Source organism: Legionella gresilensis, assembly GCF_900639865.1.
Classification (GTDB): Bacteria; Pseudomonadota; Gammaproteobacteria; order Legionellales; family Legionellaceae; genus Legionella_C; species Legionella_C gresilensis.
Genome location: NZ_CAAAHX010000025.1, coordinates 1 through 14,757 on the forward strand (window position 1 = coordinate 1; position 14,757 = coordinate 14,757).

Below are 14,757 nucleotides of genomic sequence, written 5' to 3' on the forward strand. Positions count from 1 at the left end.
ATCAATAATTAACCCTTACGCCTTTCGACCTGCTCGTCTAGATCATTTCGCGACACCGACTAAGCTATCGATGTCACGAATTTTATTAAGTTTTTTGAAAAATAATTTTTCACAAACCACTTAATAATCCATGGATAGTTTGCTTCGACCTATTTAGAGACTACTAAAGTATTAGACATGGATTTCGAAAAACATCTGGAACTCTAATAGAAACCCGCCCTTCTATTATCATACTGCTATAGTTGATTACCTAACTTTTTTTTCACATTTAAACCGAAGCCCATAGGCATTAAATGTTATTTTAGGAAAGCAATTAAAACACATTTAGTTGTATTTTTAATCGTTAGCAAACCGTTAGCAAATCGTTAGCTTACCGTTAGCAAACCACGAGCAAACCGTTAGCAAACTATTAATTAATGGCTATTATATCGTTAGCAAACCGTTAGCTTACCGTTAGCAAACCGTTAATTAAGGGTTAGCAAATCGTTAGCAGTTCCGTTAGCAAACCGTTAGCAAAATACAAAACATATATTAAAAAGTAAAAATAAAAATCTAATCAATTTTGAATAAAAAAAACATATATTGGACTATGTTTTTCAAAAAAGGTTAATAATTATCTATTTTAAAAATTAAAAACCACAGGGTTAAATTCCTAAACCGTTAGCAAAACCGTTAGCAAACAATATTTAGTAGTAGTAATAATTAATATATTAAATACTATTACTTATAGAAAAGACAAAAAAATAAGAAATGAATCAAAATTTTCAGTAAATCCTAAATTTATTGATATATGAGACTTAATAATATTAGATAAATTAATTCCATTTTTATAAAACAATTACAACTTACATTAAGTTTGATATTAAATTCTAAATGTTATACTTTATAGTCTATATTAAATAAAAGTATAACAATAAATATCTTAAGGGATTTTTATGACTAAGAGCTGGACTCCTAATGAACTTATTAAGCTTTATCGAATAGAAAAAACTAAAACGAGCCTATATCGCGATGAAGCTAGTGGGCTTATTCCTAAAGCTAAAAGAATAAAAAGAGGGAAGACGGAGATCCGGATTTGGGATCATAGTGATTTACCCGAAATAGGAAAATTATATGGCTTTTTAACTCCGCCTACCTCGACCCGCATATTATCTGTTTATACGCCTAAAGGTGGTGTCTTAAAGTCGACTATAGCTTTTAACTTGTCCAGAATGCTAGCCTTGAATGGAATCAAAACATTAGTTATCGGGCTAGATGTTCAATGTACAGTAACACATAACTTAAGTAAGAATGAGGAAATTAATACTCTTTTTGATATAAAAGATGTTAATGGATTATATGAAATCGCAAAATTTAAAGAAAAAGAGGGTGAAGGTTGTACGCTTGATGAAGCTATTTTAGGAACAGACCTACCAACTTTATTTTATATACCAGAATCATCTAATCTAAATCTTTTAGAGCAAAAAATAAGAGATGAGAGTCGTAGAGAACACTTTATAGAGCGCTTAATAAGGCCACTTAAAAATAAATTTCAAGTTATTATTTTTGATAATTCTCCAAATTGGAATTTTCTAATACAAAACTCACTCGTTGCCGCAACTGATGTCATTTGTCCCATCGCTTGTGATATAGAAACATTCCGTTCATTAACACAAAATATTCAAATGATAAATGACTTTAAAACCAAAATGGAATTGGATTGGTCTAATTTTATTTTAATACCTACAAAAGCAGAGCGAACTAAATTAAGCACTCAAATTGAAGCTCAATACCGTACCTTGTTTCCGGAATTAATTACTGCTAGTTCAATTAGAGTTGCCGTAAAGGGGCAAGAAAGTAGCCTGGAAAAGCTTTCTGTTATTGAATATGATGCCGCGTCTCCTTTAGCTAGTGATTATTATGATATAGCAAAAGATATTTGGAATAGAATAAATCCTATTAAGTCACCAATAACAAATGAAGCCGTCCAAGTCGCTATGGAGTCTTAATTGTGGCAATTACGGATAATAGGTTAAAAGACTTTTTTTCGAAACAGAAGGTTGGTGCTTTTGATTCACTTTTAATTAAAGGTAAATCAACTATTTCACCCGCTAATACTTCAGAAACAAAAAATTCAAATACTGAAAGAAAAGAACTTAAAAATGATGAATTGAAAAACATTAACTCTTTAGTAGAAAAAAAGTCTGCTCCAATAAAAAGCAAAAATTATGTTGATAAACCGTTAGCAAAGCAGTTGCAAACCGTTAGCAAACCGTTAGCAAAAAATATAGAAATGAGTTTTTTTGACTTAATGGCTTTTTCTAAGAAAGAAAGAGATTTATTAGAAATAATATTTGAACAATGTAAAAATAATGGAACATTAATATCACCTCCTATTAGTACCGAAGAAATTAGAAAAGAACTTGATATAAGTGCTGAAAGAGTAAGAAATTTAATTTTTAGGATAACTAAAAAAGGCGGGGTAAAAATACTACGATATAAAAATGGTATGAATGCTCATAGAGTATTTGAATTACCTAAATCGATTTACCAATTTATGATTGATAAAAAAATTAGCGTCGAACAAAAACATCCAGAATTAGCAACCAGCATTGCAATAAACGACAACAATGAAAACTTACTTTTAACAGAGGAATGGAGTCAAATAGATATTGAGCCACTAAGTGAAATTGGATTTTCAAGGACACACCTTAACCAATTGTATCGAAGCAATTGTACTAATCCTGAAATTGTACAAAAATCTATAAATCATTTTGCCTACGGTATAGAAAATAATGCAAAATTTAAAAGCTATAGCGATCCATTAAATGTTTTGATGGGGGTCTTGAGAAAGGGTCAGGCTTGGCATGAGCATAATTATATTTCACCAAAAGAATTAGCTCTAAAACAAATGGTAGATGAAGCTCGTATAAAAAAAGAAAAGCAAGAATTAATGATAAAAGAATTAGTGGAACTTGAATTTCCAAGTTGGCGAAAAAAATTAACTGATTTAGAATTTAATACTATTGTTCCCGAAGAAGTTAGGAAGACAAATATATCTGGAGCAATTCAATCATCATTAAGAGCTTATTTCATTGAAAAAATTATTTTACCAAAATTAGATGAGTAAAAAGTAAGCTTAAGTATGGTTCAATCTATAAAACTTTTTATCCCACATTTGTAAATTGACAAATAAAATATGCTTTTCTAATAAAGTATTAAATATTATCAAAAATTTTATATAGATGATAAAATCGTACAAATAGTTTCTCTATTACTAAAAAATTAAATTGATATCTTCAAGTTTAGTAAAGTTTTAAGATGTAAATGGAAAAAAGGAATATTTAGTTATGCGAAGGCAAATATTTAATCAAGTCAGCACTTATATAAATATAATTAAGGATAGTTACAAAGCTATTATTAAAGTTAATTCCACAACGCCTCCATTGCGCCTTATTTTTGAAGAACGCGAAGACAAAAAACAAGATGAGCTAAGTTTTAGAATTCAGGTATCCGGAAAAAATATCTTCCCAGTGGTACCAGTGAAAGAACTTAGTAATCCTTCCATAATTACAAATTTTAGTAAAGAAGATCAGGATATAATACGGCATTATTTTTCTACCGGCGTAGGGCGTGTTAGTAAAAGAATTGCTGCAAGAACGTATGATAGGGAAGCGAAATTATTCAAATATACTATTGAATTTATAGATTCAAATTTTATAGTAAGAAGTATGACAGTAAATAGCTTGGCATCATTGGCAAAACAAGTATATGATTTTGATAATGAAGATGCTCTTCTGATAAAAAATGAGCTAAAAAACACCTACCTGATTAATTAAATATTACCCGCAAAATGCGGGTAACTTCACTTAGATCTCTAAATAATTTTTTTCATTATCAACAGTATTAACTAATTCATCCTTCTTATTTGAGGCATAAAATCCAATAGAATTGATTGCTAATGCTTCAGATAACTTATTTGAACTTATCCTACATAATCTATTTATAATAGAGCTATGCTCAGGATATTGTTTGGTAAGTTGATTTCTCTCAGCTAAAGTAAAATCAGTATATTCAAAGCCGGGTGAAACAGTGCAACCAACTAGAGCAAAAGACTCTTTATTACGTACTTCCGCTGCAAACCATTCCCCAGCTTTTATAACAACTTGAAAAGATGTATTTTCAACTAAACTTGGGTTTCCAAGAGCATGAGTTTTTAATTGTCCATTTTGATCAATAACATGAATATCAATAGGACTGCCGCCATCATAATAATGCCATATCTCATCAGATTTTATACAATGCCAGGCTGAAAAATCTTGCTTATCTAACAAATAGTAAATAGCAGTAGCTGCCTTTCTGTGTATCGCATCAGTGGTTTTAATTTTATATCTTGAATGTTTTGGTATTACAATATCTGTTGCAGAATAAGTCTCATGGAAATAGCCACCTTCTGGATGACGCTCTAACTCAAATTTAGATGTATAGTCTTTAACTGTTAATCTATTTCCTACATGAGAAATACTGTGATCATGTGTATTATTATCTGATTTTTTAGTATTTGGATTAATAAATTTATCTATTAATTTTGTGGGAATTTCAGGATACAAACTTAATAGTTCATCTCTATAATTTTGAGCTAATTCAAAATCCTCATACTCAAAGCTTGGAGCAACGGTACAGCCTACGAGGCCAAAAGATGTTTTGTCACGAACTTCTGCAGCAAACCAATCACCGGCCTTTATTATCGCTTGAAAAGATGCACTTTCTACTAATCCAGGATTCCCAAGCGTATATGTTTTTAATTGCCCATTTTGATTAATGACGTGAATATCAATTGGACTCCCACCATCATAGTAATGCCATATCTCATCAGATTTTAAGCGATGCCATGCAGAGAAACCTTCTTTTTCTAATAAAAAATAAATCGAAGAACCTGCATTACGTTCTATTAATTGGACATCTTCTGAATTGTTGTCTTCTCCTAAATTTTTATACCTTTCACTAAGTGGTGTTATTTTATCTGATGATTTATAAAATAATCCGAAATAGCCACCTTCTACGTGACCTTCCAAATTAAGTAATTTAATATAGTCGGGCATATTTATTAACCTTTTTATTTAAAACTAAATGGATTAAAATTGGTATGTATATCATAAACGTCCAGTCCTTCTTTAATTTTTAGAAAACCAGAAATTAATCCAGCAGGCCAAGCCAAAATACATGCATATACTAATTCCAATAGATATATTGAAAAAAACATCTTAATTGCAGCATTAAAATCAACTGTACCTGAATAACCAAAGATCATAATTACGCCTACTAATACAAGACCACCTATCGCTGATGATCCAACACTTCTAATCCAAAAATACTTTCCCTTCAATAATATTTTCCATTTTGAAAAAATGTAAATATTTATAAAATGGCTACTTAAAACGGCGAAAAATCCAGCACTTACAAAACGAAGTAGATTACCAAATACTTGATTATATGCATCTTGCAGTGTCCAGAACTCAGGAGAAGAAAGGTTTAGAACCACTGTTACAAGAATCGCATATAAAAATTGGAAAAATAGAGTTAAGAGCAAGATTTTCTTTGCTTGAGTGTAACCATAAACTTCAGCGATTATATCTGCAATAGCATAAGATAAAGGAAAAATACAAGGGGGACCAGCTACTAATAAAGGGCCTAGGGTTACCATCTTGTACGCTACAGCATCTGCAGCAAGATAAATAGTTAGATACAATAATGACAATGGGATAATATACTTTAGGTTTATTTGTTTAGGTTCTCTCGATAGCATTTTAATTCCTTCTAAACTTTTGTATCTTTTCTAATTTGCATCAATACCCCTATAAAATGATAATTCTCATCAAAGAGGATCGGCTGAAAGTGAGGGTTGCAAGATTGTAAATATATCCTTTCTTCATCAACTAAAACTTGTTTTAACGTTGGAATGATTTGTCCCTTTTTATTTACAATTGCATAGTCTTTATGTTCAGGGGTGAGCTCAGTATTAATAATTAAAATTGATCCCTGTGCAATAGTCGGCCATTCATCTTTCTCTACCTTTAGTGCAAAATCTTTTTCCCCGATATCAATATCTACCAGTACATAGGAGTATATTTTACTTTTTTGGTCGCATTTTAACCAGTCAATAATTTGATTCCACTCGATAAGGGGTACTTTGGACCAGTGCTCTTTATTCTCTAAATAACCTATTATTCCAGTAGGTAATTCATTGCCAATTAGATGGCCAATAGTTATACCAAAAAAATTTGCTATAGGTAAAAGAGTGGTTATAGTTGGGTTAGTAGTTGGATCAATTTGTAGCCTTTTAATTGTAGGGATGGGGATGCCGGTATTCCTATGAAGTGCGCTTAATGAAATCTGATTGTCATCCATTAACTTAGAAAGATTGCGATTTAAATTTACGCCAATTTCGTTAATATTTGTCTCTTTGCTCAAAGCTGGCTCTTTGTGATCTTCATTTAAAAATGAAAATAACTATATCATTTTTTCCACATATATAAAAGTTTAAGCAAACACATATTAAAATCAATATATATTTACATATATGGAAAAATAAATTACCATAACTTTCCATATATGATAAATTTAATTATTAATTTATTAATCTTAGAGAAATTAAACAGCGCTACATGGGTTTAAATATTTTCTATACGTTATTATTTAGACTGTTTTGCCAGGAGAAATAAGTGGAATCGGAAACCAATAATAAATATGGAAAGGTCTATATTTCTTTTCAACTTTCAGAAAAAGCTAATCAATTATTAACAGAATCTTGTAAGCGATCAGGAAGAAAAAAAATTCCAGAAGCAGCCTTACGCCTTGAAGATCACTTATCTCGATTTCGCTCTATATCTGAGCTAAATCAAACTGTTTCAAATCAAAACTACTTAGAAGAACAAGAAAAGGAAGTTCAAGATGTCTGTCCTTCGAATCCATAAGAAAAATCAAAATTTTGTCATTCTAGATAAAACCTGCTTGCAGGATAATCATCTCTCCTGGGGCGCTAAAGGCCTTCATGCTTATTTAATGTCTCTACCTGATGATTGGCGGGTGAGAGTTTCTGATTTGCAAACTCGAGCTACTAATGGTCGTGATTCTGTTCGGAGTCTCTTAATGGAGTTAGGGCAAGCAGGTTATATTTCTAAATCAGCGTGTAGAAATACTACAAGCGGTAAATTTGAAGGGTTGGAGTATGTTGTTTATGAGGTTCCACAACCTAAAAATGATGTTGAAACACCAGAGCCGGAAAATACGTTTTTGGCAATAAATCTAAGCCCTGAAAACCCGGCGCCTGGAAATCCAACGTCGGCAAATCCACCCCTACTAAGTAATAAAAATAATAATAATTTATTAACTAAGAAAGCAGCAGCAAGCAATGAACAAACAAGGGAAGCGTCTTTAAAGCATGAAAAAGCTGCCGCTGCTTTTTCTGACAAAAATAAATCCAATCTAAATAGAGAAAAAAATGAATTTGTACTAAGAGCTATTTCTAATTTATCCCCCGAAGACTCACTTATAGGGAACACACTTACAGACAATCAGCTGCAGCGCATTAAAGGATTTGTTCAAAAACTTAATATTGGCCATACAAAGCTGCTTATTGAGGAAGTGACATACTGCCTGCTAAGCGCCAAACACTTTACCGTCTGTGGTAAGGATTTTTCTCGAAAGCTCAATGCAATACGTGCGGTTATTTTACGTGGCGATTGGCAGCGGCCAGCAGAATTAGTTATCAAAGTACATGATAAAACCAATGTTGCACTAGGGCATTTAGAAAAAGAGCTTAATGAGCTGCGTTCTGAAGCACTGCACTTTCAGCGATTACTCTCAGATGTCAAATTGCCAGCAATAACAAGAGGGCAGTTTGAAGCCATTTTAACGAAAGCACAGGTCAAAATGAGCCTACTTGAAAAAGAAATTCAAAGCACCTCCGCTATATCTGAAGTAAGAGCAAGCTAATAAAAATAATCTTAACGTGCGCGTTAAGCGCTTTGTAAATACATAAGGAAACAGGGAATGATGAATGTATCGAATCGAGGGATAAAAAAGGCTGTAGTTGTGAGTACCTTTTTAGCGCTAACAAGCTGTGCTGCGACTCAAACCGCTCTTGAACATCGAGCGCTTAATGTCAGTACAAAACAAAGTGAAACTATTTTTCTAGAGCCTGTAAATAACGCTCAAAAAACGGTGTTTCTCTCCCTAAAAAATACGTCTGAAGAAAATGTCATGATTGACAAGCCCCTTAAAGAAGCCTTATTGAGTCGTGGCTATAAGGTAGTGAATAATCCTTTACAAGCACATTATTTGTTGCAAGCCAATATTCTTAAAATTGGTAAAATGAGTAAAGCTGCAAGCCAAAGTATGCTGGGTGGTGGGTATGGTTCAGCTTTAGCCGGTGCTGCAACGGGTGCTGCAATTGGCTCTTTTGGTAATGGCAACACCCTGTTGGGCGGTGGTTTGGCAGGGGGTGTTATTGGGCTTGCTGCAGATTCCTTAGTGAAAGATGTGAACTACACAATGATTACCGATATTCAAATTAGCGAGCGAGTAGGCAGGGGCATTAAAGTAAATGAACAATTTCAATCAGAATTAAAAAATGGCAATAGCACCATCACTTCTCAAACCTCATCTAGAGATAGTCAATATCAGCGCTACCGAACCCGTGTGGTATCCAATGCAGACAAGGTAAATTTGAAATTTCAAGATGCAAGACCGCTACTAGAACAAGGGTTAGTGAAAGTCATTTCTGGGATTTTTTAAACTAGCCATTAAATCAAAAAATGGTGGTTTGAATCGGTAACTAACTAATTTTAATTAATGATTAAATATTAAGCAAAAAGCGCTTAAGGGATTTTTACAACCTTAAAACGGAGAAAAAGCATGAAAATGGGTAAAAAAATAGTCAGTTTGTTACAAAAAGGAGGCTCAACGTTAATCTTCTTGCTGCTGTCAAAAAGCGTACTTGCTAATGATTTATTAGCTAAAGCCTTAGAAGGCGACGTCAAAGATTCGTTAGGCAGCGGGTCGATGTTTTGGAAAGTTTTTATTTTAGTAGACATCATTTTAGCAACGGCCATGGCGGTGAAAAGTAAAAACCCGATGGTATTTGTGGGTGTAACTGCGGTTGCTTTTATTCCCGCCTTCTTACTCAGAACGTTCGTGTTTTAAGGAGGATTAAATGAGCAGCATGAGTTATCAATTCTTAAATCATATTGATGCGCCCAAAAGGATTTTAACCCTGACGCTAGATGAGCTCATCGTTGCGGGTCTTGGGTTTATGTTGCTCGTTGTTGCTAATCAAAAAGTGCTGGTGTCCTTATTCGGTCTGGTTTTGTTAAGTGGCTTGCGCTATTTGAAGAAAGGGGAGGGGCCAAAAGTATTGCTGGTTCTTGCCTATTGGTATTTGCCAAGTGGGTTAACCCAGTTTTTTCTACCTAATTTACCCTTATCACACCATCGCGTGTATGTCGCTTAAGGAGACTCGCATGGATTTTAAAAGTTACCAAAGTCGCTTAAGTCAATTGTCAGCCCGATTTAATTTGATGGTTGTATTGGTGTTTGGTCTTTTGCTCGCTAACGTGGTGTTGTCTTGCTTCCTTTACGAGGTGTGGTCTCACCACACGATAGAGGTCACGCCTTTTTCAGGTGGTGCGAGTTATTTTAAGTCAACTACAAACGTTGACAGCCATTACTTAAGCCTAATGAGTGAGAATTTCGTCAATGAGCGTTTAAACGTCACACCTGAAACGGTCGATGCCAATCATCAACGTCTGCTTTCTTTTGTAAACCCGAAACATTATTCCGACCTACTTCGAAAACTCACCAATGAGGCTAAGGTTATTAAAACTAAAAAAATGTCCTCTACCTTTGCCATTGCAGAGATTAAGACAAATCCCCAGGCATTAACTGCAGTTGTCACCGGTAAACTCAAGCGTTACGTGGGCCTTCACGCCTTAAATGATGAGCAGAAAACTTACCTTTTGCAGTTTTACTATCAGAACAGCCGTTTATCCATCCTTAAATTTATGCCATTGAAGGAGAAAGAAGATGCGTAAGCCATTAAGTATTGCATTGGCTTTGTTAACAGGCGTAGCAATGGGTGCCAGTAGTATCTCAGTCAAAGATAACAGTGATATCGCAGTGACCCTTGCTACGACTAATTACAATCGTCTTGTGGTAAAAAACGACAAAATCGTGGAAGCAGTTTTTCCACCCGATAGTATGGCGATTAAGCGTGATGAGCAAGACGGCTCGGTGTATGTTAGGTTATCTGGCGTGCCGCCGTTTACCTTGTTTTTAACCACCGAAGCAGGGCGTCATTTTTCGGTGACGTTAACGGGCGAGGAGGCACTAGGCAAGACCATTGAGTTAATTCCAGAACAGCCTAGGTTTGCTAACGCAACATCCAATGTGACTAAAAGCAATGCTAAAGCCGTGAGTCATCATGCTGTACCACAAGCCATTTTAGCCATGCTTAGCCATATGGAGCAACAAAAGCCATTTGCGGATGTGAAAGTAAGGCGCCAATTTGGGAAAGCGGAGCGCTGGTCTCAAGGATTAACCCTTGTGCCCCGTGAATCCTGGGATGGCCGCCTGTTAAAAGGTGAAGCTATTGAGCTTTATAACGGCGGAAAAGTCCCTCTAGCGTTAAATGAAGATTGGTTTGTAAACGTTGGAACGCTTGCTGTTAAAGTCTCAAAGTCTACGCTTAATCCTGGTGAGCGTGCGATGCTTTATCGCGTTCAGGGAGGCAGCCATGGCTAATGGGCACTTTAATAAATTAGTTAAAGGTCGCCAAATTCGAACATTAATTGTGGCGGGTAGTTGTCTTTTTTTAATTGTGGCTTTGATGGTTGTGTTACTTGTTGATGGGCGTCCTAAAAAGAGCGTAGCGATTAAAAAAGCAGTGAATTTAACAGGCATCGTGGACGAATCATTTACCAATGCCATAGCAGACAACGCTTTAACGGCCCAACAAAGTGAGCTTGAATTACTTAAAAAAGAACTTAAGGATTTAACAAAACATATTAAAACCATGGGCGAGGAACATGAGCGCCAATTACAAGCTCAGAAAGAAAAGCTTACTTCTCAGTTAACAACGCTGATGTTGGCGAATCAGGAAAAAGCAACGCCTGCAGAGCAGCAAAACAATGCTGCTGAACTAAAAGACGTGCGAAACCCTAAGCTTTGGCATAAACCGCCTACCTATGCCATGAATAATGTCATGACGACAGGTACTACCTTATCGGATGCCACACCTCGCATTCACATGGTCTCTTTTCGACCTAAACGACACGTTAATCAACGACACCCTAACCATTACTTAAATCCAGCTCACTATGTGCCATCTAATACCTCTGTTAGAGCCGTTATTCTGGGAGGTGCTGATGCAGATGCCTCAGTCAATGGGCAGTCTAAGAATAATGGCGTGATGCTCTTTAAGTTCTTAGAAGATGGCACGTTGCCAAATGGTGCCCGCTCGCGTCTTAAAGGGTGTCGCGTGAGTGCTAATTCTTATGGCGATATTTCAAGTGAGCGTGCGTTTGCAACACTTTATCACTTGTCCTGCGCCCATAAAGGCTCGCCTATTATTGATAAAGAAGTAACAGGCTGGGTGTTTTTTAATGGCAAGGTAGGGATTAAGGGTCAACCGTTGATGAGGGACAACAAGGTGATGACATGGGCCGGTGTAAGTGGTGCTTTGTCTGGTATTGCATCCGCTGCCCAATACGCTCAAAGCATTCAAAATATTGGGCCCTATGGTGCGAGCTCGGTGGTGCCTTCAAGTCAAATTGCACCTTTTGCCGCCTACGGCGGGGCATCGAAAGCGGCGGATACCTTGTCAGCCTATTACGTCAAACGTGCCGAGCAATATCACCCGGTCATTCAGGTAGGCTCAGGCAATGTCGTGACTATTGTGTTTAAAGATGGCTTTTATTTAGAACCTGATGAAGACAAACGCCAACATGCGCTTAATCAAATCAAATCGCAAAATGCAGAAGGACTTATTACCTCTCAAGAGGGTACATCAGAGATGAATTTTACAGTTCCTCCTGAAGTGTTGGGCAAGATTAATAGGGCCAATATGTTGAGTCGCAATGAAGTAGGAGGTTTGCGATGAGAGCAAGTGTAATGTGTTTGATTTTCCTGATGGCTGTACTGTCTTCGGGGTGTGGCACGATGAATTCCAATTTCAGTTGCAATGCGACCGCAGGCGACAGTTGTTTATCCATTGAGCAGGTCGATGCCATGACGCGCTTTGCGGATGACGCAAGGCCAGCTCTGGTAAGGCAGAGCCAGTCTAAAATAGATGCTCACGCCAACAAGCCGCAAGGGCACTTAGTTAAGCTTTCTTCTGGTCAATCGGTGTGGGTGACACAACAAAGCGAGACGCAATCATGGGCTTAAAGATTGCGCGGTGGCGCGATAAAGCGCGCGAATTTCTCTATAAGGCAAGTCAGGGATTAGGGGAGACCGTGAGTATAAAGCCTGAGTCTCTTTTAACGCAGCAAAAAGCACACGATTCGCTTACGCTCGATTTGCCGTCCATTAAAAGTCTTCTGCCTTATGAAACCGTAAGTCAGGAGGGATTTTTTATAAACCGCAACTCCATGGGGTTTGGGTTGGCACTCATGCCTCTAAGTGGCGCGGATGAATCGCTCATGAAAAGCCTTGCTCAAACGTTTAAAAATAAGCTCTCGGTAGGCACTGATTGTACCGTGCTCTTATATAAACATCCGTGGCTGCTAGACCAGCTCTCCCAAAACTATGAGCCTATTCTAAAACAAGGTGGCATTTTTGCAGACCTTGCACGCTTGAGTCTTAACTATCATTTAAAGGCCATTAAAAAAGGTTATAAAAATGGCCGCAATATACCTGCGGGTTTAAGTGATTATAGTGCTTATCTTTTTATTTCACGGCCCATAGAGGCGGGTATTGAAGAGCAACTTCAGGTTTTACGAGACGATTTTGAATCTGAACTTAAAGTCGCAGGTTTTGGTTTTAAGCGATGCAGCGCGCTTGAATTTAAGACGTTGATGCGCGCCTTCATTTCACCCAATTTTGAAGAATTTTCCTGGCCTCAAGTTGAAGACAATCCTGGTTTAATAAGCGAGGCTATCCCAAATCCAACCACTGTCATTGAAATTGGCAATGAGATGATTGAGGCATCCATTGTCGATAGCGAGGGCACATTGCAGCGCACAAGAATGATTAATTGTGAAGTGGTCGGTTTTCCTGACGCCCCTTTTGCCCTATGGCAAACGCCTGATTTGTTTGCCAATTTATTACACCCTGAACAGGGGATTAATTGTCCTTTCTTACTTTCATTTACTATTCGAGGGGTTAACCAAGAAAAGATGAAAGCGCGCGCCAAATCAAACGCTAAGTCCTTAACCGCGAACAACAATGCCCTTCAAGCTTTTATTAACCCGTCCATTCGTGAAGAGGCGAGCGAGTGGCAGGCTGTCCATGAAGGGGCAAGCAAAGGGGAGCTTGCACTTTTTCCAACGTTTTATAACGTCATTCTTTATACGACAGAGTCAAAGGCGCGTGAGCATGTTGCCAAAGCAATAGCAAGTTTTAGGCATTTGGGTTTCACACTAAGTCCCAGTCGTTGCAAGCAGTGGCTCTGCTTCTTAGGTAGTTTGCCTTTTATGCTTACAGAAGGGCTTTTTTCAAGCCTTGAGCTTTTAGGTTTGACCAAAAAACTCACTCATTTTAATGTGGCGAATCTCATGCCTGTGATCGCCGATTTTAAGGGTGCGCGCCAAGGGCTAATTGTACCGACTTATCGCCATCAGCTTTTCTATTTAAATACCTTTGATGACCGGGTGTTACCCATTACCAATTTTAATCGGTTAACGGTAGCAAGTACTGGTGCTGGTAAATCCTTCTTTGAGCAAGCACAAATTCTAGATGGGCTGTCACGTGGACAGCAAATTTTTGTTATCGATTTAGGGGGTTCTTATAAGCATTTATGTGGGATAGTTGGCGGGAGTTACATTGATGCATCAACGTTAGCGCTAAATCCTTTTACGCTCTTTGATTTTGATGGGGTAACTGATATTAAGGGTGAGCAGGTCAACGATTATATTCAAATCAGGGATTTGCTAGCGATTATGGCAAGTCCATCAGAGGCTTTGGGGGAAGTGCAAAAGTCATGGCTTTTAGATGCAGTGGTTGACTGCTGGAAAGAGCACGGCAGACACGCCACCATGGATAATATTTTAGCTTGTTTGCAAAGGATGTTAGACAAGCCTCAATCTCACGGTGAGCAACGGCTTAAGGATTTACTTATTTTGCTCGGCAAGTATGGAAGTTCAGGCATTTATGGTCATCTCTTTAACGGTAATACACCGCTTTTAAATAACGCTAATTTTGTCGTGCTTGAAATGGGCGAGCTTGAATCAAATCCGGAGCTTTTGACGATTGTCATGTTTGTAATGATTGTCATTATTCAAGGGCAATTTTACCACTCTGATAGACAGCGTGAAAAACGCTGCATTATTGATGAAGCCTGGCGGTTTTTAGCCAATGGCTCCAATCCTGTGGCAGCAAGTTTTATCGAGCAAGGCTTTCGAACGGCACGAAAACACCGGGGCGGCTTTGCAGTCATTACCCAAAATCTTCTAGACACGATGAACACCCTACAAGGACGTGCGATTGCAGCAAGTAGTGATACCAAAATCATTATGCGTCAGGGTTCGTTTAAGGAGTACCTAGAAGAACATCCCAATCATT

The 14,757-nt window shown here is 37.1% G+C and carries 16 protein-coding genes; 13 read left to right on the forward strand and 3 right to left on the reverse strand.

The annotated features are described in order from the left end of the window. The first annotated feature begins 935 nt into the window (after nucleotides 1–935). From E1P04_RS16670 to E1P04_RS16680, 3 genes are all read left to right on the forward strand, one after another. Nucleotides 936–1,988: a ParA family protein gene (locus E1P04_RS16670; protein ID WP_131784002.1), complete on the forward strand. Its 1,053-nt coding sequence runs from the start codon at nucleotides 936–938 to the stop codon at nucleotides 1,986–1,988. Nucleotides 1,989–1,990: 2 nt separating this feature from the next. Then, nucleotides 1,991–3,109, forward strand: a complete 1,119-nt coding sequence (locus E1P04_RS16675; RefSeq protein ID WP_131784003.1) for a hypothetical protein — start codon at nucleotides 1,991–1,993, stop codon at nucleotides 3,107–3,109. A gap of 220 nt (nucleotides 3,110–3,329) precedes the next feature. Beyond that, a complete protein-coding gene (locus E1P04_RS16680) occupies nucleotides 3,330–3,818 on the forward strand; it encodes a hypothetical protein (RefSeq protein ID WP_131784004.1) in 489 nt (162 codons plus the stop codon). A 30-nt stretch (nucleotides 3,819–3,848) separates the two neighbouring features. On the opposite strand, the gene E1P04_RS17940 is transcribed toward E1P04_RS16680, so the two are convergent. From E1P04_RS17940 to E1P04_RS16700, 3 genes are read right to left on the reverse strand one after another with little or no spacing between them, the layout of a single operon-like run. After that, on the reverse strand, nucleotides 3,849–5,081 hold the full coding sequence (locus E1P04_RS17940) for a cupin domain-containing protein (protein ID WP_207386057.1): 1,233 nt from the start codon (nucleotides 5,079–5,081) through the stop codon (nucleotides 3,849–3,851). Nucleotides 5,082–5,095: 14 nt separating this feature from the next. Further along, on the reverse strand, nucleotides 5,096–5,785 hold the full coding sequence (locus E1P04_RS16695; RefSeq protein ID WP_131784005.1) for a queuosine precursor transporter: 690 nt from the start codon (nucleotides 5,783–5,785) through the stop codon (nucleotides 5,096–5,098). An 11-nt stretch (nucleotides 5,786–5,796) separates the two neighbouring features. After that, nucleotides 5,797–6,450: a S24 family peptidase gene (locus E1P04_RS16700; RefSeq protein WP_131784006.1), complete on the reverse strand. Its 654-nt coding sequence runs from the start codon at nucleotides 6,448–6,450 to the stop codon at nucleotides 5,797–5,799. Between the two features lie 251 nt (nucleotides 6,451–6,701). Here E1P04_RS16700 and E1P04_RS16705 point away from each other — a divergent pair, with 251 nt between their 5' ends. From E1P04_RS16705 to traC, 10 genes are all read left to right on the forward strand, one after another. Continuing rightward, nucleotides 6,702–6,953, forward strand: coding sequence for a TraY domain-containing protein (locus E1P04_RS16705; protein WP_131784007.1), 252 nt, complete (start codon nucleotides 6,702–6,704; stop codon nucleotides 6,951–6,953). Continuing rightward, on the forward strand, nucleotides 6,931–7,974 hold the full coding sequence (locus E1P04_RS16710) for a replication protein (RefSeq protein WP_131784008.1): 1,044 nt from the start codon (nucleotides 6,931–6,933) through the stop codon (nucleotides 7,972–7,974). The genes E1P04_RS16705 and E1P04_RS16710 overlap by 23 nt, the downstream gene beginning before the upstream one ends. Nucleotides 7,975–8,034: 60 nt before the next feature. Then, on the forward strand, nucleotides 8,035–8,775 hold the full coding sequence (locus E1P04_RS16715; protein WP_131784021.1) for a complement resistance protein TraT: 741 nt from the start codon (nucleotides 8,035–8,037) through the stop codon (nucleotides 8,773–8,775). 120 nt (nucleotides 8,776–8,895) lie between these two features. After that, the gene (locus tag E1P04_RS16720; protein WP_131784009.1) at nucleotides 8,896–9,183 is read left to right on the forward strand and encodes a hypothetical protein; all 288 of its coding nucleotides are present in this window, start codon (nucleotides 8,896–8,898) and stop codon (nucleotides 9,181–9,183) included. A 10-nt stretch (nucleotides 9,184–9,193) separates the two neighbouring features. Further along, nucleotides 9,194–9,490 (forward strand): type IV conjugative transfer system protein TraL, encoded by a 297-nt coding sequence (traL, locus tag E1P04_RS16725; protein WP_131784010.1) that lies wholly within the window; start codon nucleotides 9,194–9,196, stop codon nucleotides 9,488–9,490. A 10-nt stretch (nucleotides 9,491–9,500) separates the two neighbouring features. Further along, a complete protein-coding gene (gene traE / locus E1P04_RS16730) occupies nucleotides 9,501–10,070 on the forward strand; it encodes a type IV conjugative transfer system protein TraE (protein ID WP_131784011.1) in 570 nt (189 codons plus the stop codon). After that, nucleotides 10,063–10,779 carry a type-F conjugative transfer system secretin TraK gene (gene traK / locus E1P04_RS16735; RefSeq protein ID WP_131784012.1) on the forward strand — a complete coding sequence of 239 codons (717 nt, stop codon included), beginning with the start codon at nucleotides 10,063–10,065 and terminating at the stop codon, nucleotides 10,777–10,779. Before traE ends, traK begins: the two co-directional genes overlap by 8 nt. Next, on the forward strand, nucleotides 10,772–12,136 hold the full coding sequence (locus E1P04_RS16740; RefSeq protein ID WP_131784013.1) for a TrbI/VirB10 family protein: 1,365 nt from the start codon (nucleotides 10,772–10,774) through the stop codon (nucleotides 12,134–12,136). Before traK ends, E1P04_RS16740 begins: the two co-directional genes overlap by 8 nt. Before the next feature lie 128 nt (nucleotides 12,137–12,264). Continuing rightward, a complete protein-coding gene (locus tag E1P04_RS18170; protein WP_242604510.1) occupies nucleotides 12,265–12,423 on the forward strand; it encodes a hypothetical protein in 159 nt (52 codons plus the stop codon). A gap of 68 nt (nucleotides 12,424–12,491) precedes the next feature. Continuing rightward, a partial coding sequence (traC, locus tag E1P04_RS16750; protein WP_242604511.1) for a type IV secretion system protein TraC occupies nucleotides 12,492–14,757 on the forward strand: 2,266 nt, incomplete at its 3' end.

Coding starts and splice junctions, on each gene's coding strand:
- E1P04_RS16670 (WP_131784002.1), top strand. CDS start 936: ATGACTAAGAGCTGGACTCCTAATGAACTTATTAAGCTTTATCGAATA.
- E1P04_RS16680 (WP_131784004.1), top strand. CDS start 3,330: ATGCGAAGGCAAATATTTAATCAAGTCAGCACTTATATAAATATAATT.
- E1P04_RS17940 (WP_207386057.1), bottom strand. CDS start 5,081: ATGCCCGACTATATTAAATTACTTAATTTGGAAGGTCACGTAGAAGGT.
- E1P04_RS16695 (WP_131784005.1), bottom strand. CDS start 5,785: ATGCTATCGAGAGAACCTAAACAAATAAACCTAAAGTATATTATCCCA.
- E1P04_RS16710 (WP_131784008.1), top strand. CDS start 6,931: ATGTCTGTCCTTCGAATCCATAAGAAAAATCAAAATTTTGTCATTCTA.
- E1P04_RS16715 (WP_131784021.1), top strand. CDS start 8,035: ATGAATGTATCGAATCGAGGGATAAAAAAGGCTGTAGTTGTGAGTACC.
- E1P04_RS16720 (WP_131784009.1), top strand. CDS start 8,896: ATGAAAATGGGTAAAAAAATAGTCAGTTTGTTACAAAAAGGAGGCTCA.
- traL (WP_131784010.1), top strand. CDS start 9,194: ATGAGCAGCATGAGTTATCAATTCTTAAATCATATTGATGCGCCCAAA.
- traE (WP_131784011.1), top strand. CDS start 9,501: ATGGATTTTAAAAGTTACCAAAGTCGCTTAAGTCAATTGTCAGCCCGA.
- traK (WP_131784012.1), top strand. CDS start 10,063: ATGCGTAAGCCATTAAGTATTGCATTGGCTTTGTTAACAGGCGTAGCA.
- E1P04_RS16740 (WP_131784013.1), top strand. CDS start 10,772: ATGGCTAATGGGCACTTTAATAAATTAGTTAAAGGTCGCCAAATTCGA.
- E1P04_RS18170 (WP_242604510.1), top strand. CDS start 12,265: ATGACGCGCTTTGCGGATGACGCAAGGCCAGCTCTGGTAAGGCAGAGC.